This is a genomic window from Cytobacillus oceanisediminis (assembly GCF_004366035.1).
Lineage (GTDB): Bacteria > Bacillota > Bacilli > Bacillales > Cytobacillaceae > Cytobacillus > Cytobacillus oceanisediminis_C.
This window is the reverse complement of the sequence record NZ_SOEE01000010.1, coordinates 19,125-40,371: the sequence shown is the minus strand read 5'-3', so window position 1 is coordinate 40,371 and position 21,247 is coordinate 19,125. Positions and strand designations below refer to the sequence as shown.

14 protein-coding genes and 3 pseudogenes are annotated in these 21,247 nt (G+C 41.7%); 8 read left to right on the top strand and 9 right to left on the bottom strand.

From position 1 onward, the window contains the following. Positions 1-105: 105 nt before the first annotated feature. Positions 106-1,209: a GerAB/ArcD/ProY family transporter gene (locus DFO72_RS22570; protein WP_113885223.1), complete on the top strand. Its 1,104-nt coding sequence runs from the start codon at positions 106-108 to the stop codon at positions 1,207-1,209. 449 nt (positions 1,210-1,658) lie between these two features. Here the strand turns inward: DFO72_RS22570 and DFO72_RS22565 are convergent, their stop codons facing one another. Continuing rightward, positions 1,659-3,422 (bottom strand): Rieske (2Fe-2S) protein, encoded by a 1,764-nt coding sequence (locus tag DFO72_RS22565; protein WP_113885203.1) that lies wholly within the window; start codon positions 3,420-3,422, stop codon positions 1,659-1,661. 339 nt (positions 3,423-3,761) lie between these two features. On the opposite strand from DFO72_RS22565, the pseudogene DFO72_RS30130 reads away from it, so the two are divergent. Beyond that, positions 3,762-4,080: pseudogene (locus DFO72_RS30130) on the top strand (MerR family transcriptional regulator); the annotation flags it as partial. Positions 4,081-4,888: 808 nt separating this feature from the next. Here the strand turns inward: DFO72_RS30130 and hxlB are convergent. Next, complete coding sequence (hxlB, locus tag DFO72_RS22555) at positions 4,889-5,446, bottom strand: 6-phospho-3-hexuloisomerase (protein ID WP_113885202.1); 558 nt, start codon at positions 5,444-5,446, stop codon at positions 4,889-4,891. A gap of 5 nt (positions 5,447-5,451) precedes the next feature. Next, on the bottom strand, positions 5,452-6,084 hold the full coding sequence (gene hxlA / locus DFO72_RS22550; protein ID WP_113885201.1) for a 3-hexulose-6-phosphate synthase: 633 nt from the start codon (positions 6,082-6,084) through the stop codon (positions 5,452-5,454). A gap of 211 nt (positions 6,085-6,295) precedes the next feature. On the opposite strand from hxlA, the gene DFO72_RS22545 reads away from it, so the two are divergent. After that, positions 6,296-6,661, top strand: a complete 366-nt coding sequence (locus DFO72_RS22545; protein ID WP_113885200.1) for a winged helix-turn-helix transcriptional regulator — start codon at positions 6,296-6,298, stop codon at positions 6,659-6,661. A 153-nt stretch (positions 6,662-6,814) separates the two neighbouring features. Here the strand turns inward: DFO72_RS22545 and DFO72_RS29665 are convergent, their stop codons facing one another. Then, positions 6,815-6,976 carry a hypothetical protein gene (locus DFO72_RS29665; RefSeq protein ID WP_166672541.1) on the bottom strand — a complete coding sequence of 54 codons (162 nt, stop codon included), beginning with the start codon at positions 6,974-6,976 and terminating at the stop codon, positions 6,815-6,817. A 422-nt stretch (positions 6,977-7,398) separates the two neighbouring features. Between DFO72_RS29665 and DFO72_RS30465 the strand changes: the two genes are divergently transcribed. Together DFO72_RS30465 and DFO72_RS30460 are read left to right on the top strand one after the other, a co-directional pair. Beyond that, the gene (locus DFO72_RS30465; protein WP_113885199.1) at positions 7,399-7,557 is read left to right on the top strand and encodes an aspartyl-phosphate phosphatase Spo0E family protein; all 159 of its coding nucleotides are present in this window, start codon (positions 7,399-7,401) and stop codon (positions 7,555-7,557) included. Between the two features lie 530 nt (positions 7,558-8,087). Beyond that, positions 8,088-8,219 (top strand): hypothetical protein, encoded by a 132-nt coding sequence (locus DFO72_RS30460; RefSeq protein ID WP_258549840.1) that lies wholly within the window; start codon positions 8,088-8,090, stop codon positions 8,217-8,219. A gap of 376 nt (positions 8,220-8,595) precedes the next feature. On the opposite strand, the gene DFO72_RS22530 is transcribed toward DFO72_RS30460, so the two are convergent. Beyond that, positions 8,596-8,778, bottom strand: coding sequence for a hypothetical protein (locus tag DFO72_RS22530; protein WP_243856245.1), 183 nt, complete (start codon positions 8,776-8,778; stop codon positions 8,596-8,598). Beyond that, positions 8,757-9,140, bottom strand: a pseudogene (locus tag DFO72_RS22525) (DinB family protein); the annotation flags it as partial. The pseudogene DFO72_RS22525 and the gene DFO72_RS22530, both read right to left, overlap by 22 nt. Positions 9,141-9,431: 291 nt before the next feature. Here DFO72_RS22525 and DFO72_RS22520 point away from each other — a divergent pair. Then, positions 9,432-9,890, top strand: a complete 459-nt coding sequence (locus tag DFO72_RS22520; RefSeq protein WP_113885198.1) for a hypothetical protein — start codon at positions 9,432-9,434, stop codon at positions 9,888-9,890. 87 nt (positions 9,891-9,977) lie between these two features. Here the strand turns inward: DFO72_RS22520 and DFO72_RS22515 are convergent, their stop codons facing one another. Further along, a complete protein-coding gene (locus DFO72_RS22515; RefSeq protein WP_395858207.1) occupies positions 9,978-10,502 on the bottom strand; it encodes a YhcN/YlaJ family sporulation lipoprotein in 525 nt (174 codons plus the stop codon). Between the two features lie 288 nt (positions 10,503-10,790). Here DFO72_RS22515 and DFO72_RS22510 point away from each other — a divergent pair, with 288 nt between their 5' ends. Next, positions 10,791-11,303: a DUF3189 family protein gene (locus tag DFO72_RS22510; RefSeq protein WP_113885196.1), complete on the top strand. Its 513-nt coding sequence runs from the start codon at positions 10,791-10,793 to the stop codon at positions 11,301-11,303. Between the two features lie 343 nt (positions 11,304-11,646). Here the strand turns inward: DFO72_RS22510 and DFO72_RS30455 are convergent, their stop codons facing one another. Then, on the bottom strand, positions 11,647-15,699 hold the full coding sequence (locus DFO72_RS30455; RefSeq protein WP_113885195.1) for a S8 family serine peptidase: 4,053 nt from the start codon (positions 15,697-15,699) through the stop codon (positions 11,647-11,649). A gap of 503 nt (positions 15,700-16,202) precedes the next feature. Here DFO72_RS30455 and DFO72_RS30110 point away from each other — a divergent pair. Then, positions 16,203-16,792, top strand: a pseudogene (locus DFO72_RS30110) (IS3 family transposase); the annotation flags it as partial. 387 nt (positions 16,793-17,179) lie between these two features. On the opposite strand, the gene DFO72_RS22495 reads toward DFO72_RS30110, so the two are convergent. Continuing rightward, entirely contained in the window at positions 17,180-21,010 is a 3,831-nt protein-coding gene (locus tag DFO72_RS22495) for a S8 family serine peptidase (RefSeq protein WP_113885193.1), read from the bottom strand. Positions 21,011-21,247 lie beyond the last annotated feature (237 nt).

Below are 21,247 nucleotides of genomic sequence, written 5' to 3'. Positions count from 1 at the left end.
CTTTAGCAAGAAAAAGCACAAGAGAAAAAGGAAATGAATAACGCGGGAACGGGAACCCGGTTTTACAGCAGTCAATTTACCAATCATGAAACGGAGGTGAACCAGATACAGGAGCAGCCAATACCAGACAGATTGAAGATATCTCCATTTCTAGTGTTTTATTTAATAATGTCCATGCAAATTGGCATTGGGGTTCTTGGCTATCAGAGAGTCATCGCAAAGGCTGCAGGCTATGATGCATGGATTTCCATCTTATTTGCCGGGGGATGCATACATATCATCATTTGGATGATTTATAAAATTGCTGAAACGGTTGATGGAGATTTTGTGACAGCCCATAAGTACCTTACAGGCAATTTGATCGGCAAAGCAATCAGCTCCATTTTCACAGGCTACTTTTTTTTGTACGTCTTAGCTATAGTACGAACATTTATCGAGGTCATTCAAGTGTGGATGTTTCCGGAGCTTAGCACTTTCTGGTTCTCCTTTGGATTCATGATGCTCTGTACTTATATCATTTTTGGAGGATTCAGAACGGTAGTCGGTCTAGCCTTTTTCGGCCTGGTATTGCCGGCTTATCTCCTTTTGACATTTGGCTGGGCCATTAAATTCTCAAATTTCTATAATCTCCTCCCTATTTGGGATCATTCAGTAAAGGAACTTCTCATCGGTTCCTACAATATGTCGCTTACCTTCATCGGTTTTGAGATTATTCCGTTCATTTATCCTTTTATAAAAGAACCAAAGAAATCCAAAAAGTGGGCCCACCTTGCTGTTTTTACCACTACCTTGATATATACAATTTTAGCAGTCATTACGTTTGCCTATTATTCGGAAGATCTGCTTGCTAAACAGGTCTGGCCCACTTTGACTATGTGGAAAATTGTTGAAATGCCTTTTGTGGAACGTTTCGAATATATTGGAATTGCAAACTGGAACTTGATTATGCTTCCAAATGTGTGTATTGCCATTTGGATTTCTTCTAGACTTATCAAGAGGATCTTTAATATTAGACAAAAGATCGGAGTGTTTTTTGTTGTCAGTGCTTTATTAATAGTAATTAACTTTATTAATACGCGCGAAAGGATTAGTATGGTTAATGACTTTTTTGGGAAAGTAGGATTTGGCTTTACATTCATTTATATTCCCTTGCTCTTTACCGCCGTCATGATTGCCAAGAGGGTAAAAAAGAAGGTGATAAAGAAATGAAAAGGTTAATCTTAATGTGGTTCTGCTGCTTGCCGGATGTATTTTCTATTAAGCTTAAACCGGCAAATAATTTCCCGGAGATGGTGTAATCGCTTAAATCCCTACTTTCGCAAAGAAGCCTGCAATAGTATCCCTGCCCACACCTTTTATCGCAAACATTTGTGGTACACGGGTATTTCATCAAGCAGTCCATCTATTTTTGCATCCAATCCTTCGAGCTGCAATATATTAATGCTAACTGTAAGTAAATTCCTTCATAAAAAAAGCCGATTATCTTATTTAGAAAAAGGAAAATCGGCTTTTTTCTTTATTATATAAAATAACAATTATAGTCTGTTTAAAATCTTGATCATCGCCTGGGCGGGCTTGCCGGCTTATTGCCTGCTTGCAATTCTGTGCCTTGTCCGCAGCTTATTTTTTGCTGTAAATCAGGAATAGTCCTCGATCGATCAATCATCTTCAAATAATTTTTCTCCCCGGTGGAGGCGCATTGCAATTTGTGCTGTATGTGGCATTTCTCTAGCAGTTGGGGCATGGCCTGCTAGATAACGTGTTACTGCGAGGATCAAAGTTTCCTGTGCATATCTGGCAAGCTCGGAATCCTCTTTTTCCCAATGATCATGTTCGATCATTGCTGCTTCATACATTTGAAATGAATGAAACTCTGCATCCTCTCTTAATAAAGCGTGCCCGAGCGTATTGAAGAGTTCACTTTTGTCGCCGCCGCGTGCCAGGTAATTCACTACCCATCTTGCTGATTCTGCAACCTGTTGTTGTTGATTCATCATCTCCAATAATTCTGAAGGATTCTGCGGTTCAGTTTCCACGTCCTTTGGTTCTGGCCTTCTTGCAGATGGTGTATTGAGAAAACGATCAAGATACACACTCATTGCTCCATGGAAAACAGCCCGGGTCAATTCTGGTGTAGTAGAGCGGCGTAACGATTCATGTACTGCATGTGCGTGAGTAAAAGTATGAAGTACAGTAATCCAATCCCTGAAATCATTTTGTACATGGAAACGGGAAATCCGGTCAGTAGCCGCTAAAGTTACGATCTGGGCCAAACGGGAAGGAGTGACGCCGTTTTTTAGTGCATCCACCATCATATTTACCGTTTTTATAGGGTCATCTGCTAAAATTTGTTCAACCAATACTGCTTCATCTATATCAGCGTCGCCTCGTGATGAAACATTAGCAAGGATATCAGGTAATTTCGGGAACGCCTCCATTAATGGTTTGACCAAGTTCACAGGTGATTGCCAGCTATGGGATTCCTCACTGCGGGATACATCACCGATACCAGGTAACAATGATGACAATACATAGGGCCGATGCTTAAAACCAATCTGATTTAAAATCTCGAATGCTTTATTATGAAAATCAAGAGTATGACCTGTATTTACATAAAAATGATCCGTGACCGCTGTCATCATCATGTCAGCAAGCTGCTCGTTCGAGAATCCCAATTCTATCCCTGTCAATAGCACCCGCTCAGCTCCCTGTGAATCACGCACCTCCACACAATGACGATACCATTCTGATAATTGTTCGAATGATTGGGTATTCTTTTCATTTGATACAGGAAGAGATCCAAGTAAAAAGCGTGTTCCCATTCCAGAACTTTCCCGTGCAACATGAACCAGGCCTTGGAACAGCGCTAAAACCTGTCCGGTTTTATCCAATTTAGGCAATACATTTGTCATGGCTGTTAAAATCGTTAATCCCGATCCCCATCCGAGCCTCCGATGTGCAGTTCCGAAGTCGACGCCGATCTTTGCAATCTCAGTCGCTGGAAAACCAGCTTCCATCAATCCGACAACCGATTTTGCTATGACAAGACTAATATTTTGCTCTAGGCCGTCACGTAATCGCTGCCTCAATTTTTCGATTGTCACCTTATTAAAAGGAACCGGGTAAACCCAAACCTCTTTTTCCTTAATCTCGACAGGATAAGTAGGGACATCATCTGCCCATGGATCCAAGGTTCCACCGCTTTTTATATCAAAGCGAGCATGATGCCAGTGACACGTCAAAATCCCATCACATAGGCTTCCTGTATTTAGGGGAAAGCCCATATGCGGACAACGGTTATCCACCGCATAGACTTGTTTTTCGTAAACAAATACTGCAATTGCATGACTTCCACCTTTAATTACCTTTGCACCTTCATCTTCAAGCGTCTTTAATGAACCCGCATAAATCAATTCTGACAATGATATCACTCCCAAAAATGAAATTTCAATGGACCCTCTAAATAAGGATAGAGGGCGTACAAAAATTGTTATCTATTACTTTATATTATTGATGGAATACAGTAATCCTTCATTAGTGTGGACTTTTCTCATCCAAAAGGCTGATAGATAAACCCTAAAAGAGATGGATTAACTTAAATTCAACAAACTGTTTTAATTATTGTTATAACTGCAAAACTTTCAAACTCCCCAGAATTTAATATTCCCTTATGTATATAGCGTTCCGTCAGTCAGATTATATTAGGATTAGCTTTACTGCCTGGGATTCACTGTCCCACCTAATCCTACCCCAATGCCTTTCGTTACTACGACAAAAACGGGACTAATAAAGATCGTATTCACCTGGTAAAATAATCCAATCTCTACGCTTTAAAGGTTATTGAATAGCCTAAAAGCCACTGGGGTGCCAATTAAGGAAATTAAAATTTTCTTCGGATGGTGTTCCACGTTACAACAAAGATATGAAATGTTTAAGGAAAGAAAAGCTAATGTATAAGCCCAGATTGAAGAACTAAAAACAATGGAAGTCATCGAGCTTAAATGCTGGTATTATATGACTGTATTGGATGCTGGAACGGAAGCATTTCATAATAACGATAAAATAGAAGAGTTTAATTAACAGAGAGCCGACTTCCTTCATTTCTGTTGCTTTGAAAGACGGATGGCACTATTTGTGTGGATCATTTTCTATCACTCACTCAAATAACAATCCTAGTTTTCAAATATAATCCAAAACCATCGCATATTAATTTAACAAAAATAGGTGAGTAAAAAAGAAATTTACTCATTCCCACCCATATAGCCGCCTTGATAGTTGTAGACACAAAAATGCATTAATCCTTCTTATAGTTAAATATGAGATAATCAAAAAAATGCCCAATCACATGTATACCAAGGATTTGAGCAATTTTTCAACCAATTTTGTGGAAGTGTTAATTTGTATTATACGAATATTTATACCGTTTTTTTACAGCGGTTAGTCATTTGATCTTTAAATTGTTTTATTATATAAACAGTGTACGGCTAACACCATAATGCCATTTTAGAATTCACAAAAGCAAACGGGATTTTCTCCTCTAGTGATAAACATTCAGTTGCTACACACACTCTCATGTAAAAAGCACAATCCACTCTTTTATACGTTTCCTGGTCATCATTCTTTCTGTAGAAAATTAAAAAATAAGTGCCCTTCTCTCGAGAAGGGTTATTTATACTAACGTAAACGCTGACCACAAATACCGTATTCAACTAGAACCGAAAATATTTCTGGTTGACCAACCCTATTTTCCAGACTAACAGATTGCATTCTCCCTGCCCTTCATAAAGTATATATTTGGCTTAACCATAAAGAAAAAGAAGACTGAAAAGAGCTTTTACTCGTCACCTCTCAGCCTTCTTTAGTCTTCCCATCTCAGATAAAGTAACTTTTATTCAAGATTGGCATGTTTGCCATACATTTTAGTTGTATCCAGTTCTTTTTTATCCATGATTCGTAAAATCGTTGCATCGTAGAACAATAGCAGTGTTTGTTCAAACAATGAACCCATCGGTTGAATCGTCCTGTAGTCACCCTTTGCTTGGTCCTTTGGAGATCCAGGCATTTTGATGGTCCGATCTGCCAACTGTCCAATCCTTGATTCAGGAGACGTTGTAATAACTACGATTGTTCCACCAATATTCTTTGCTTTTTCAGCAATGGAAACAAGGCTTTTTGTTTCCCCTGATCCAGAACAGATAATCAGGGTGTCTTTGTTTTCAAAATTGGGTGTTACCGTTTCGCCGACAACATAAGCTTCAAGACCCACATGCATCAGTCGCATCACAAAAGATCTTGCCATAAGCCCTGATCTGCCAGCACCTGCCACAAATATTTTTTTAGATTCAAGAATCTTATTGACTAGCTCTTCCGCCTCTTGATTTGATATATAACCAGCTGCCATTTGGAGCTCGTCAAGGATTGTTTCCATAAAATTCGTTGTTTGCATTGTCTTTATCCTTGATGTATCATTTCCTGCATTTTTGCAGTAGTAGTTTTTTTATCAGCTTGTCCTGTAATGCCCCCACCAACAATAATAAGGTCAGGGGCTGCTTTTACCACTTCTGGAAGTGTTTCTAGCTTAATGCCGCCAGCAATAGCTGTTTTTGCATTTCTTACTACGCTTTTAATGGCTCTTAGATCTTCAAAAGAGTTCTGGCCGACAGCCTGTAAATCGTAGCCTGTATGAACGCATATAAAGTCAACACCAAGGGCATCCAATTCTTTAGCTCTTCCTTCAATGTCTTTTACTGCAATCATATCTACCAGGATTTTTTTTCCTTGCTTTTTCGCCTCTTTTACAGCACCCTTAATGGACTCGTCTTCAGCAGCGCCTAAAATCGTTATAATATCTGCACCAGCTTCTGATGCTTTCATAACTTCATATCCAGCAGCATCCATAATTTTAAGATCTGCAAGTACCTTTAAATTAGGGAAGGCTTCTTTGATTTCTTTTACAGCGCGAAGTCCTTCATTGATCACAACGGGTGTGCCGATTTCTACAACATCGATGTGTTCTTCAACCTCTGTGATTAGTTCTATTGCTTCCGGGATGTTAACTAGGTCTAATGCTAGTTGTAATTCCATTATGCCACTCCTCTATAATAAAAATTGATGCACAGTTTAAAAATCTCTATTTCATTTGATTTTTTGCATGTTAATGTTAGGCAAATAGAATAAAGGTCACTGTGTAGAAAATATTATAGTAGTTATAACAAATTTATGTAAGTACGCACAATTTATTTACATAGTGCCAAAAAGTATACCATGAGGTATAATTGGGGATGAGGTGATTAGATTGTCCCGTTTGGATGGTAAAATGTTTAATTGTGAAAAGGAATTGACCCTATCTGTAATCGGCGGAAAGTGGAAAATGATTATCTTATGGCATTTAGGTAAAGAAGGAACAAAGCGCTTCGGTGAATTAAAGGCGCTCATTCCAGGGATTACGCAGAGAATGTTAGTGAACCAATTACGTGAACTGGAAGAAGACAAAATTATTTCCCGTAAAGTATATCCTGTTGTTCCTCCAAAAGTGGAATATTCCCTGACAGAGCAGGGATTAAGCTTAATGCCAATCCTTGACGCTATGTACGAATGGGGCAAAGATTACATGAAAACAACTTTTGAAAAAGATACAGTAAAAATCAATTCAGCGAAATAACTTAAAGCTCGCCAAAATGGTGAGCTTTAAGTTATTAGCTTTGAGCGTGCCTAAAGTGACCAGTCGAATGCTATGTATGATGTTGTATTAATTGTTGGAGGTCATGGGGGAAAGTATGACCTTGCCAAAGAGATGAAGATTTACATCGCATAATCAATTCTGTTTACGATAATGGAGGAATTGCGGCTGCTGAATGTCATGCTCCGGCCGCATACCGTAATATACTGGCTCTTTAAAATCACCAATAAAAGCTCTTCTGTCTCCGCTTTCATCAAGTTCAACGGTAATGTCCGAAATTTCAATCGTTTCACTCATATTTTATGCATCCTCGTGGAAGATTTTAAACCTTTTATAAAAATGGGTTTTCTAATGTATAAAGCGAACAACAGCATAATAAATGGCTTAGCACTTGCGATTGCCTCATTGTTTGTAACAATGTTAGTTTTTTGCCTAGTTCCACACTCTTAAATCGAATCGGTATATCTAAGAATTTTACCAATAAATTAATCGGATTCTTTTGTCTTATCGGTCTTGCTATTTTGATTTATTTTTTATTTGAATTATTTTTTGAATTCTTCATTTAGGAGTAACGGTTGTTGCTCTTTTTTAATTTACTGATTCCACTTTTATTATTAATTTCTTGTCGGTTTGAGACAAGTTTTGTCGAAAAGATTCATAATTTCCCATTCATCTGTAATAATTGTTCCTGGACTTTTATCAATTAAAGGAGCGAATTAATGTGTAATTTCTGCCGAGAGCTTAACAAAAAGATTCAATTTTTAAGAAAAGTACTCATTGAAACTGGTATCAAAAAAGGATTGAAACATCCTGAGACTATAAAAAATAGTCAGATGTTGGACGAACTAATTTTTAGGTTCCAATCCAAATGTAAGTAATAACATTTAAAGAACTCATATTTTTGACCCCGATTAGGGGATTTTTTTATTTCTTAACTCCTCTATCATTTTGTTTCGTGCTAATTATCCAACTATACATTAAAAAACTTGGATTTAATAAAAATCCAGTTGCAGATGCGAGATTGTCTTTAATTACGTAGTCAATGAATTTTTTGTCAATTCCCCATTCATTCTCAATGAAATCATGTATAGAAGAATTCAGTTTCAGTATTTAAGTGCATTTCAAGCTCCATCATCATTCGATGGTCCGTAATACATATTTAAAGTTTTCCTTTGTTAGTATTCCTCCACTTTGATGCCTTTTGAATATTTCTTTCTCATATTCCACTCTTATACGGTATGGAAATAAGATAATTGATGTTACATTTCCCCACCCTCTAATTCGTATTTCGTGTCAGGAATGTATAAAGCAATTTTACCTGGACATACTATCTGCACGAGCAAGGTCAATCCACTAATTTTCCATCACCTCGATTTGGCCCTTGCTCACTTGCTGAAGAGGTGATACCATGCTCAATTGGATTGATCAATACACTTTAAAAAATGTATTTTTCGCAACACTTGGTGTTCCAAGTATATTAACAGCTTTTTGGCTCTTAGTAGTTGCTTGGACTTTTAGAGCCGAGAAAAAAGGAAAATGAAACTGGCTGATTATTTAGTTTCTTTGCATCATTTATCGCAAACACTTATTTCTCCTTTTAAGACAAAATTTGGATATTTTTAGCATTTCTCGCATCAATGAATACTATCTATTTCACTCCTTTGCTCTTTTGTTAACTTAAAAATTTAAACCTTATTCTTAGATATATACATATAGTGTATAAGGCTCTTCTTGTAGGTTTCACTCCAACTAGTCCCCTTTCTGGGGACTTTTGATTATTTATAAGTAGGCTCATAAACATTCACCTATTAATTAGGTCAAGCATATAGATGTATTAACTCCTTATTAAAAGAATGTTTCTTCTTCAGCACACTCTTCGGCCCATTAATGGCCTTTTTGTTTCTCTTTTCTTTCATTCAAGCCCCACCATCCTGCCACCGGTCTTTACTTGCTACAAAGAAATCTAATCCGCCAAATCGACCTTTTTCATTCAGATGAAAGGCAACGCCAGAATAGCCTGATCCCTGATAATTACAAACGCCTTTGAGCTTGTTATTCTTCTGAATCAGCAGCCGTTCTTTTTCTCTAAAAAACTCCATCTCCTCGCCCTGTTATAGAGCAATGATTTGACCTTTGGGCGAAGGTTGCGTTGAACCATTTCCGCGCGTTCAACGACTCCAATCCATTCTTTGTCATTATTTGATTGTATCGTTAGCTAGAAAGTTTCATCACCATCGAGATTTAGTGGCAATTCACGGCCTTCTAAATTTGCTGCAAGTCTTTCTTTATAGTAAATAAAATGATTAACATTTTCCCAAATTGATTTTGTTGTGTCTCCTGTTGGTCTCCACCTAGCTTGTTCTGCGGTGAGCCCTTCTATTGCAGGTTTGATAGGCGCATACCCACTCTCATTATCGTACATAGTATCGAGCATTCTTAATAGCAGGTCAGTTCGTTTCATTAACATCTTCTCCTTTAAAATTAGGTATCAAATAAGGAGTATTTCACCAAAAAGAAAGCAACTCCTTCTTAAACAAACCTGCCTCGTTTTTTAAGAAGAAAAAAGCTGCTCGTTTAGCAGCTCTCATTGTGCAAAATATCATAAGCATTTTTACTTTATAAATAGGTACCGGCTGTTTTATCGAAAATAAAGATGCTTCTCTAGATCTTTTATGATTTTTTCCTGTCATAAGCTTGGATACTTTAAAATAGTCGGGAGCATTCTAAGAAGGATAAGGGGGGACAAAATACTATGTCCTTAAAGAAGCAATGGACCATTAATATAATAATGATCTTACTTGCATGGTCGACAATACCTTTTCTAGGGATTAGGAATGTTAAAAGGTTTTTACCTGCTTCAATCCTTATAGTGATTTTAGAGGGAATAAATGTTCAATTTGGTAAAAAGTATAAGTGGTGGTTTTTTTATAACAACCCAAAATCATACGTTTCAGGAGAACTCCCTTTCAACATCGGGCCGCATTTAGTTGGTTCCATGTGGATATTAAAATTGACTTATGGAAATTTTAAACGTTTTATATTGCTTAATGCTATTATAGATTTTTTCTTTGCATTTCCACATTTAAGTTTAATGAAAAAATTAAAAGTTGCTACATTAGATCGATTAAATAATTGGCAATTTTTCCTTTATATTTTTTATAAAGCACCCATATTATATGGATTTCAATACCTTTTTGAAAAAAAGGAATAATCCTTCTCTTATTTAGTAAAAAATTTTTCCTCGAATAATAAAAAGCTCCTCTCGATTGAGAAGAGAAGAGCTTTTTATTATTCTTAATTAACGAGCATTTGGAAATACTCTTCGAACTGTTTCAGTAAATTCATCGAATAAACCTTCTATCGGATCACCTTCATTAATTCGGTTTCCATAATCCTTCATTCGCTCTACAAAGTCTGGATTTGATGATACAAATACATTTTGAATATCTTTATCTGTGCCCCTTACTTTGTCTGCTATCTTATTTTCTAAACGATCTGTTACGTCTCCTTTTGCCCCATCACGCAAAACAACTGCAACATAGGCATTTCTATTGGTAACAATAACATTTGCTGTTTCTACTTCTTTGAGTTCTGAAATTCTATCAGCCGACTCATCTGCCACCTTCATTTTGTTATCATTATTACGGTCATCACCGTTTCGAGTATCTAAAATGTTCATATCATTCTGTCTGTATTGAACGTTTCTAACTCCATTGTTATCACCATTATCCACCGCTTCGTTGTTTTGGTTGGCTGCACAACCAAATAATAAAGGTATTGGTAAAAAAGCTAATGCCAAATATGTAACCTTTTTCACAATTATCACTCCTAAAATTATTTTCAAGTATATGTTGGACAAATTTATTACAAGTATGTATGGTAATTAAATTTAATAATGAATACACTTTACACAAACATGTAATATTAAATCTTCAAAAATGAATTTTAAAGGTATCCAAAGAACAAAATACTAAAAGAAGCGATTTATTCAAGTTCCTTTCTTAGTGTCTGGTACCTTCAAATAATTATTTGAAGGTATCTTGCCTAAACTTTCTTTCGAATAGATATTCCTTTCTTATACAAGTACATAAAGTCATTGGGAGTGAAAATTTTGATTTACATTTATCATGATTTTGGCGGCACACATACTACTTCTTTAGCTGCCGCCTATCACCTTAACATTTTAAGTGAATCAAATACTGTACCTAGCAAAGATGAAATACTTGATGTTCCTTACTTTAACAAGTTAAAAAAGAAAGACGCCGGAAAGTTTATTTTTCATGGGGAAGATGACGAAGGAAATCAGGTTTACACACTTGGCAGGCGATCTTCAAAAATTGCTGTTAAATCTCTACATAACTTTTGTGAAATGTTAAACAGCAATAAACTGATGGAAGAGAAAGTTGTCCTCTCAAATACCTCTCCTGTTGTACCTTTTGCAATGACTTTAGGAGGCTTCTTCTCCCGAGGATTAGGAGTTGATGTTATTGGAGTCCCTCTTCTTGTAAATGGTGCACAAAAGTGTTGTGGGAATATCACTCAATTAGTGAATGAGACAAAGAGGATTGCGAAGGAATCAAACAAATCGATTGTAAATATTGAGAATAAGGAATACCAAGCATAAAAAATGTTAAACCCACCCTGGGGAACGGGTGGGCTTAAATTGGACGTTTATTTTACTTCATTTTATTGTATTCTGTGGTCTTGTTGTTTGAAATTTGTCTATAATCCAACAATGTTATTTATTAATATATTTCTCACTTAAACCTTTAGGAACACGCTACGCTAAAGCTTTAGCACATTGGGGGGCAGGCACCAAAATTAGGGAAACGATCCCTTCCACCGTGCTGACGGGTGAACTGATTAAGCAAAGGGTAAAAAAGTGCCTGTTCCCACATTAGCCTTTTACGGACAGGCACCAACTTGATTAAACAAATATCTCAATCTCTATATAGCTTTCATATTCATCACTTCAACCCATTCACAATATCCTCAAGGTTTCTTCCGGCTAACTTTTCTTTAGGTTTATCCTTCACTTTCACCATCGGATTCACCTTTAAGAAATTGTTCTGGATATATTTCATATCTTCCATATCAACCTTGCCGTCAAAATTGAAGTCTGCCTGGCGATCAGCTGTTCTCCAATGTTCTTCTAGATAGACAGCATCTTTGATATCCACGATTTGGTCATTATTGGCATCTCCTGCAACTGCCGGGAAGAATTGGATAAATTGTTGCTCCCCATATCCTGCTTCACGGCCGATCTGGAATTCTTTTACTACTTTAAAATGGCCTGGTGCTTCAAATATAAGTGTCATGTTTTCTTGTGTGGACGGCAGCAGTATCTTGAATTTGCCATCATTAATCACTTCACCTTGATATTCATTGCCTGCCTGATCTACAGCTTTAATGACTGCGCCAAGTTGCTTATAGTCAATATCTGTGGTTAAAAGTTTTCCATACTTATCACGAAGGAATACTGCTTCACCATTCATCTCGCTTGTTAGTTCAGAAAGGCTGGACCATACTTTGACAGAAGGAGAAATTCCTTCTAAAGCAATAGTGGTATTATCTGTTTTCGTCAGTTTAATTCCGCTTGATGTTAATGGAAGATAGCTGCTGTAAAATGTATTATTCTTCAAGTTTACTTCAATGTTCAATAATATCCCGCTTTCAGAAGCATCGATGGCTTCGCCTGTTTTTGATGTTAATGTAACGGACATTCCTTGAGGCGTTTCCGCTGTTTCCAATATCACCTTGTCTTTCAATTCATCTACCACTTCAACAGTATCTATACTTAAATTCGTTTTATTAAATGTATAAGTATTAGTTAATTGTTTCCATGCCACGTGGTTATGAGCTGAAACAGAATAGTGAATGTTTTCTCCTGTCTTCACTTCTTCCTTGTCAGGTACAGTAGCGAGATAAGGAGTTCCCTTTCTTACGTAGAAATATTCTTTTTGAAGGGAATTAACTCCCGCCCTGTCCATTCCTTTTACCGTATAGGAAACTACCTTTCTGTAACTAGGCAAATAACCGTTAATTTGGAAGTTTCCTGCTTCATTAACAGTAGCATACTGATCATACCCCCTGTCGCTGGCTAGGTATGTCACACGATTATTCCCTTGATTCACTTCTATTCCCGCTCCCTTAGCAAGGTCGATTTGCGGATCTTGAATCGCCCCTGGTATGCTGAAGGAAGCATCTGAATCCACTTCAATGATTCTCTCTTTGAGTTCTGTGTGAAGGGTTGGCATCTCATTATCCAGGACGAACGGCTTTTCGATAATCGTTTGTTTTCCATCATCAGCTGTAAATACAAATTTTGTTTTAAAAGTCCCTTGAATAGCTTCTTTGGTTTCATAAGCAATCGGCTGACGGGGATCATTCGTTAATGGGTAATAACTGCCGTTAAAATAACCATAAAGGTTAACATGTGTATTCTCTTGAATAAACCTTCCATCCATGCTTCCAAGGAAGCCAATTTCCTTATTAGTTTCTGTATCCACAAGGAAAATGTCTATGTTCTTCATGTGAGAGTTCAGTGAAAAACTTCCATTTAAGCTTGGAGAACTTGAATAGCCATTTTCTCGTACTGTAGATAAAAAGTTAGAAGATTCAACATAATCTACACCCTCTTTCACTTTTCGTACTGCAAATGGAAGCTGATAGACCTCACCTTCCTGATTTACATTGGTAAACGTCACATACCCTTCGTAAATCCCTATTTCTGCTGCTTCTGGTATGAGCAGGTTAACTGATATCTCTTTTTTCCCGTTTGCTTTCAAGGCAACGGTTTCAGCAGTCTTCAGCTCTACCCCTTGCTTCTGTCCGTCTAAAGAGCCTCTCGCATTCACATTAAAGCTTATATCAACTGAGTATTCTTGATCTTGATCCGAACGATTTTGCAGAGAAATCTCTCGGGAGTCTACAATATCAGAACCCGTTACAAACTTGGTGCCAAAGCTTAAAGCACCTGTTAAGTCTTTTACGGTCTTAACTTTACCATTTTTCATATGAGGAGCCGTATCCTTTACTTGAATAAGGAGCGATGCTTCAGCTGCTTCAAGCGCATCCACTTTCCCAGCACCCAAGTCAAAAACACTGTAGTTCGGCTCTAAATCATCTGCTGTATTCATGAGCATACCCTTAATGTCATCGGGGGCGCTCTTTGGATTTGCTTGAAGAAGCAGGGCTGCGATTCCAGCCACATGAGGTGCTGCCATAGATGTGCCAGAGAACTTTGCATAGGATTGTTTGTAATCATCCACTTGATAGTAGTACTTTGGCACTGTAGATAAAATATTCCCGCCCGGTGCGACCACTTCCGGTTTTATATCATACGTAAGTCTTGCAGGACCACTTGAACTAAAGAAAGAAATATAATCATCCCTTTCTATTTCTCTTTCTTTAATTTCATCAAATGTTACCGTCACTTCTTCTGTTTTCAGTGCATTCGATAATTCCTTTGCTAAACTGCCTTCCATCGTGAAAGCCGGAAGCAAATGTGGGTCTTCTGGGAACGAATCGGAAATAAATCCTCCGTATTTGGAATAGCCAATGGCTACAGCCGCGCCTTTTTCTTTTGCAATGGAAAATGCGACATTTAGTCGTTCGGTGCCCCCCGTTTGAATTAATACAATTTTGCCCCTTACATCTTTTCCTTCATACTCTGTCTCAGTCCCTTGACCAACATCTACTATTGGAAGTGTTTTTCCTTTTAAATCACGAGGATTGACTCCTAATTCAGACGTTGAATAACGAAGTTCAATATTTCCTTGCAACTGGCTAGATTGAAGTGTTCCCGTGAAATTGGGATAGCTTACCTTTGTATCCGTTGATCCAACTGTAATGCCAAGCGCAGATGTGGCCGGTGATCCAACGGAATAAAGTCCCGGGCCTTCATTTCCTGCGGCCAGAACAGGCGTGACACCAGCAAGAGCGGCATTGTTAATGGAAGCCGATAATGGCGAGAGCGGATCATTCAGAACATCTCCAAGCGAAAGGTTAATCACATCCATCTTGTCTTTTAAGGATTGTTCAATTCCCTGAAGAACATCTTCGATTGTCCCTGATCCATAAGGCCCTAAGACGCGATAAACATATAAATCTGCGTCAGGTGCCACTCCTTTTACCGATAATGGCGATTTGCCATCCCCTTGACCTGCAAGGATCCCGGACACATGAGTGCCATGAGACGTGTAATACAGCGTTGGATTGTATAACGGTTGTCCTGATTCCTTCCACTCTTCGTAGGTCGCTTCCATCGGATCGTTATCCTCATCTACGAAATCATATCCGCCTTTATAGGCATCCATCAGATCCGGATGATTATAATCAATTCCCGAATCAAGAACAGCTACTTTGACTCCTTTCCCCGTCAAACCCTTCTCATAAAGCTTATCCACCTGTGACATTTCATGCGGATGCTTCCCTATATATATACTGCTTTGCTCAGCTTCATTACTAACCGGTTGTATTAGCTCTACCTTTTGATTTTCCCAAATGTTCTTTACATGTTTGGATTCTGCTAGTTTGCTAACTTGAGATGCAGGCAGTGACATTGATACCCCATTATAGGATTCCTGGAAAGAACTTGTAATCTTTCCTTTTACCTTTAACTTCTTAAGATCTTCTTTAAAATTCTTATGTTCTTTCTCTACCTGAGCTTTCGCATCGTTAATCGAAAGCTTATTACCTTTCAACTCTTCAAGCAATACATTTGTCATAGGTGCATTTCCTTTAAACTCTACGATGACTGAAATTTCTTTATCACTTGATAGATCAATCGTAGAAGGAAGCTGGATACCTACATCTGCAGACGCGCTCGTAATCACTTTTATGACCCGTCTTTGTTCTGGAGTTATATTGTTCAATACTTCTTTATATGTCACAACAGACTCCGTCTTTGCTACGACAGAATGTGGCTGTGCCAAAGGCAACCAACTCATGACCAAAGCACCTGCTAACGCAAAAGTCGACAGCCCCTTTGAAAGCTTCGATGATACTTCCTTTCCCAAAATTATTCCTCCATTCTCAATTAAAATAGAACTTTAATAATTTAAACCATGAAAAACTCTTAATCAAAAAGTCTATCGATACTGAAAAACAATTTCCCCGTTTCTCAATGACCTCCTTTGTTGGCTTAATAACCGTTTAAATCTACCATCTTAGTGGGTAAGATAACACTAAGATCACTGACTAAAATAAAAGAAGTAGATTCCTTAGCTTTAGTGAATGTACAAGAGTAGGAGGTTTTGCTATCTTCATACCTTCTTTATCATCTTTGAATGTTTCATTCGCAAATGTCGTAAACGGTTGTTGGATGGTCATATCAAATTTTCCTAAACTTATAACAATACTTTAAACTTCATCCATTTTCATCACCTTGCCTTTTTTGGTATTCTCTCATGATTTGATCACAACAAGAATTATGCATAAGGGGTAAAATGCTCTTGCTAGCGTACTATCTTCTCTACTACTTAAGTTTTAGTAAGACGTCGGGAATAACTTCAGAGGGGAAATGAAAAAGGCCGGGATTCGTTCGATCACACAGAAAAAATATCGCACTTCTTCCAGTAAACACACAGTGGAAAAACGTGAAAATCTGCTTGAACAGGATTTCACCACCGAAACCATTAATGAAAAATGGGCTGGAGACATCACCTATATCAAGACACTTAGGGATGGTTGGTGCTACTTGGCTTCTGTCATGGATTTACATTCAAAAAAATTATTGGTTATTCATTTTCACGAACAATGACTACGGATCTAGTCATTAAAGCGTACAATAATGCGTATGAAACGCAAAAACCCGATATAGGGCAGATTCTTCATACGGATCTAGGATCTCAATATACCAGTGACGAGTTTGAAAAGGTGTCAATCAAAAGGAATCAGACAATCATTCAGTAATAAAGGATGCCATACGATAATGCTTGCATGGTGTCATTCAAGCCATTTTGACAAAAGAAGAGATCCATCATGTCACATATATCGATTATCAATCGGCGAAAATAGCTTTATTTGAAGGCTGGTACTAAGAGAATTCACGGAAGTATAGGCTACAAAACCCCTCAAGAGTTAGAAATCTATATTAGAGGTGTAGCTTAGTCACTAAACTCTAATTGTCCGCATCCTTTATATGGAGTGGCGGGCATGATAGCCTCAGGCGGCAAAAGCCGATGTTAAAGCATCATCCTAATTAATCTGTGAATGATTAATGATCCCTAACTCCTCCATAATTTCATGATTTCGGATATTGTCCTGACAATTTCATTTCAATGGCTTTCATTTTTGTTTCTTCTGAATAAAAGTTCTTCTTTCTTCCCATAAGAAAAACACCCTCTTAATATCGTATTTATTTATACGACTCAGGGGGTGTTTTTTCCATGTCTCATTTAACTGGGTCTCTTCACTTATCGCAGACTCGTCTTTTCTATTCTATTAATACTCAAATTTTACAAAAGGGAGGCTGATATGGTTACAGACCTTGGTGATCTACTCAAGCGGTTCGAGGTAGGCCACGGTCGCAGCGTCGAAGTTAGAGTCCAGTCCGAACTCCTTATCTAAAGAGCTGTTGCTCGAGCCGGTGACGAATACTCGTTTTCTGGCGTCGACTGCGACTGCACTTGCACCATCCGGCGCGGCTGTTGCATCATAGGCGGCCGACCACACCTTCTCACCGTTCTCTAGGTCGTAAGCGATGGTGAAGTAGTCGCTCCGTGTCGCCGTATCAGTGGATTCTCCTGTCACGACTGCCCTAGTGCCGTCCTCGGTGACGGTAACGTCCCAAGCAATGTCCAAGCCGTTAGCCGTACCGTTGTGTACCGAGACCCACAACTCCTCACCGGTTGCGACGTCATAGGCTATCGTGGCGTAGTCCATGTTGGTACCGTCGACGTTTCCGGTCACGACGACCGTGCTGGCGTCAGGCGTCGGAGCCACAGCGCGCGGAACGTCGGTCCCCGAGCCTCCATACTCTGAGACCCAACGTTGTTCGCCCGTGGCGAGGTCGTATCCGACAGTATGCCAGTCGGTTTGTGCGTTGAGGTTGCTGACAGCACCCGCGACGATCACGGTGTCACCGACGATCGCGACCGAGTCGGCAACATCGATTCTGCCCTGGGAGCCATTGTGCAGGACATCCCAGATTTGCTTGCCCGTGGCAGCGTCATAGGCCACGGTGCCCCAGTCGGTAAGGCCAGTGCCCTCGCCGGCACTTTGCCCAGTAATGACGACCGTCCCGCCGTCCGCGCTCACCGCAATGGCACGGGCGTCGTCGGTGCCTTCCACCTCGTCATCGTAGTAGGACAACCAGCGTTGAGCGCCGGTCGCAGCGTCATAGGCGGCTGTGGCGTAGTCCAACTGGGTCCCTCCCATGTTGGAGTACCCGGTCACATACAATGTCGACCCGTCCGGGCTAACCACTATGTCCTTCAGCACGTCCGATGCGGCGCCGGGACCATCCTGCCTCACCTGCCACAGCTCTTCGCCGGTCGCACCGTTGAGGGCCATTAAGACGGCGTCCCCACCGCTAGTGCCTGCAATGTACAATGTATCTCCGTCCGGGCTCATCCCGAAGCCGCCCGGTTCGTCAGATCCGCCCTCTGAGCCGTCCCACTGAACTGACCACAGCTCCTCACCGGAGTCAGGGTCGTAGGCGGCAGTGAGGATGTCTGTGACTAATCCACCCGCCACTGGCGGTGCGCTCGTCCCATTCATGTACACCCTCTTTCCCTCCGGGTGCAACAGGAGCTCTTCTCCAGAGTCTTTTGAGGTGCCGAATTGGCCCCGCTCGCCGTCGTAGCGTGCGGCCCATTCCTCGTCACCGGCCTGACGTGCCCGAAGTACGATAGGCGAGCGTACAGTATGCGTGCCATCTGCCCAGCTCAGCTGCCCACCGTTATAGGTGAACTCCTCGGCGTCGGTCAGCGTGAAGGTGACAGAGAACGATGCGCTCTTCCCCGGTTCAATGGTGAGAGTACTCGGCTCAACTTTGACGTCGACACCCTTGAGGCCAGTGACGGACGCAGTGTAAGTGGCCTTCGTTTCCCCGACGTTGGTGACCGTGCGGGTGACCGTCTGGGTGCCGTCAAGCAGCCCGATCGCTATCGATGGCGTGTTCATGTCGCTCGGGTCTAAGGAGTGGCCCGATTGTTTTAGATTATCGCACACCGCCTCATCGACACCCTGTGTGGACCCGCATAGGAAGGCAAGCCAGTCCTCGGCGTTGCTCTCGTAGACCAGGCCGGGGTCGGTAGCGTCGTTAGGCTGCACATGCCCGGCGCCCTGACCGAAGGTCACCGATGGATCGTTGGCATCGCCGTCGAGGACGTTAGACCCGGTAGTCATCAGCGCGGACTTGATCATCATAGGCGACCAGTCCGGGTGAAGGTCGCGCAGCAGGGCTGCGAGACCGGCCACGTGCGGCGCCGACATAGAGGTACCGCTCATCAGGTTATACTCCATGCCACCCTGACCCGGGGGCGCAACCGCGGCTAGGATGTCCTGACCCGGAGCGATGAGGTCCGGCTTCAGTACATCTCCGCCACCAGCCACGAGTGGGCCTCGGGAGGAGAACTCAGCGATGTAAGGAGCCTCGGCTCCGTCTTCAATACGCGCCGCGGAGATGGTGGCGGTCGCACCGTTCGTGGCAGCGTATGCCTTCAATTCGGCAAGGGCCGAGTCGGCCAAATGCAACGTAGGAACTGCATGGAAGTCAGAGTTCAGAGTGTTCTCGTACGCGTTGACAAGGATCATGCCGACACCCCCAGCGTCTGCGACTGCGAGGCTCTTGTTGATCCGGGCCGTCGATCCGCCACGTTCACACAGGACGATGTTACCCTCGACCTTAGCTGGGTCAAGCACCGGTTTTCCACCATTGTCGATGTCGGCGTAGCAACGTGCCGCCAAATTCTTGTTGGCTCCGTCCAACGCTGCGTCTCTGCCTGAGATGAGCGGCACAGGGCCGACGGCTGAAGCAGCTGCCGAGGCGCCCGTGTAGCTCTTGCCGTTGCCCAGTGTGACTGTGCCTGTGGTAACCCGGTTGTGGGTTCCAGCTGCGACTGTCGTCACCCAGGGACTCGGGTGGGCCACCGTCGAAGTGGACGGTCCAGAGTTCCCCGCGGAGGCTGAGACGAACACGCCGACGTTCGCGGCGTTAAGGAAGGCGACCTCGACGGGATCGAGGAAGTCCGTGCTGGTGCCGGAGACAGAGTAGTTGATAACGTCGACACCGTCAGCAACCGCACTTTCAATCGCGGCTAACAGGTCAGAGGTGTAGCCGTTGGCAGTCGATCCGTCCTCAGTGGACCAGAGCGCCTTATACGCAGCGATCCGCGCGCGTGGAGCGATGCCGCTGATTTCACCGAATACCTCCGCCGGCCCGGTTACGTCAACTCCGTGGTTACCTGCTGCCGTTGAGGCAGTGTGGGTGCCGTGTCCGTTGTAGTCACGCGGTGAGAGGAACTCCCACGGACGTGTCTCCTTCAACACGTCGTTTCCGCCCCACCCGGCGTTGAAGTACTGGGCAGTCACTAGCTTGCTATTGCACAGGTTCGCGTCCCAAGAGTCGTCCCCGACCGTCTCGGCCGAGGCACAGGTGCCTCGGGAGTCCTTCGGCCTGCCCAAATAGGTGCGCTTGCCGTTTTCATCGCGATCGGAGAAGCTGCTTGCTTCCGGCCAGATCCCGCTGTCGATTACGCCGATCACGATGTCCTCACCGGCTCCTGGAACTTTCCTGCCTCCGTTCGGCCCGCCGAGATGTTCCCAGAGGCCGTCTTCGTCATCCAATCCGAGGAAGCTTGGCGTCGAGGCGGTGTTGATCTCGTGCAGCACATCCTCGTGCACTGCTAAGACCTCAGGCTGCTCGGCCAGCTTGGTGGCCTGGTCGCCAGTTAGCTGCGCTGTGAAGCCGTTGTACGTATAGACATAGTTATAGATTGGGCTGCCTCCGTTTACCTTCGTCAGCGCTGCTCGTTGGCGACCTCTCAGATGTTCGGCATAGTCCTCCACCTCTTGCGCAGCAGGGTTCATCTTGCTGCCTTTGTGGGGGCGCGTCGGTTTCAAGCCCTTCACGCCACCGTCATAGGTAACGACCGGGTCCAGAGCCATCTGGATGAGATATGTCCCCTTCTTACGGGCTTTGGTGCGGGCTTGGTCCGTCGAGCCGCTAGCCGCTGTTGTCACTTCGACGGCACCACGCTCGGCGCTCGCCGAGTTATTACCACTTGTTTCTGCCCCTGCAAGTCCAGGTGCAATAAGTGAAAAGATCATTAGGAAAGTTGCTATCATACTGAATGCTCTAACCTGTTTTTGTTTTCTATTCAACAATCTTCCTCCCCTCAAAATGTTAACCTCGAAAAACTTTTTATCTACTAAATAAAAAGTCTATCGATACTGAAAAACAATTTCCCCGTTTCTCAATGACCTCCTTTGTTGGCTTAATAACCGTTGGATGGTCATTTCAAATTTTCCTAAACTTATAACAACACTTTAAACTTCATCCATTTTCATCTCCTTGCCTTTTTTGGTATTCTCTCATGATTTGATCAAAACAAGAATTAT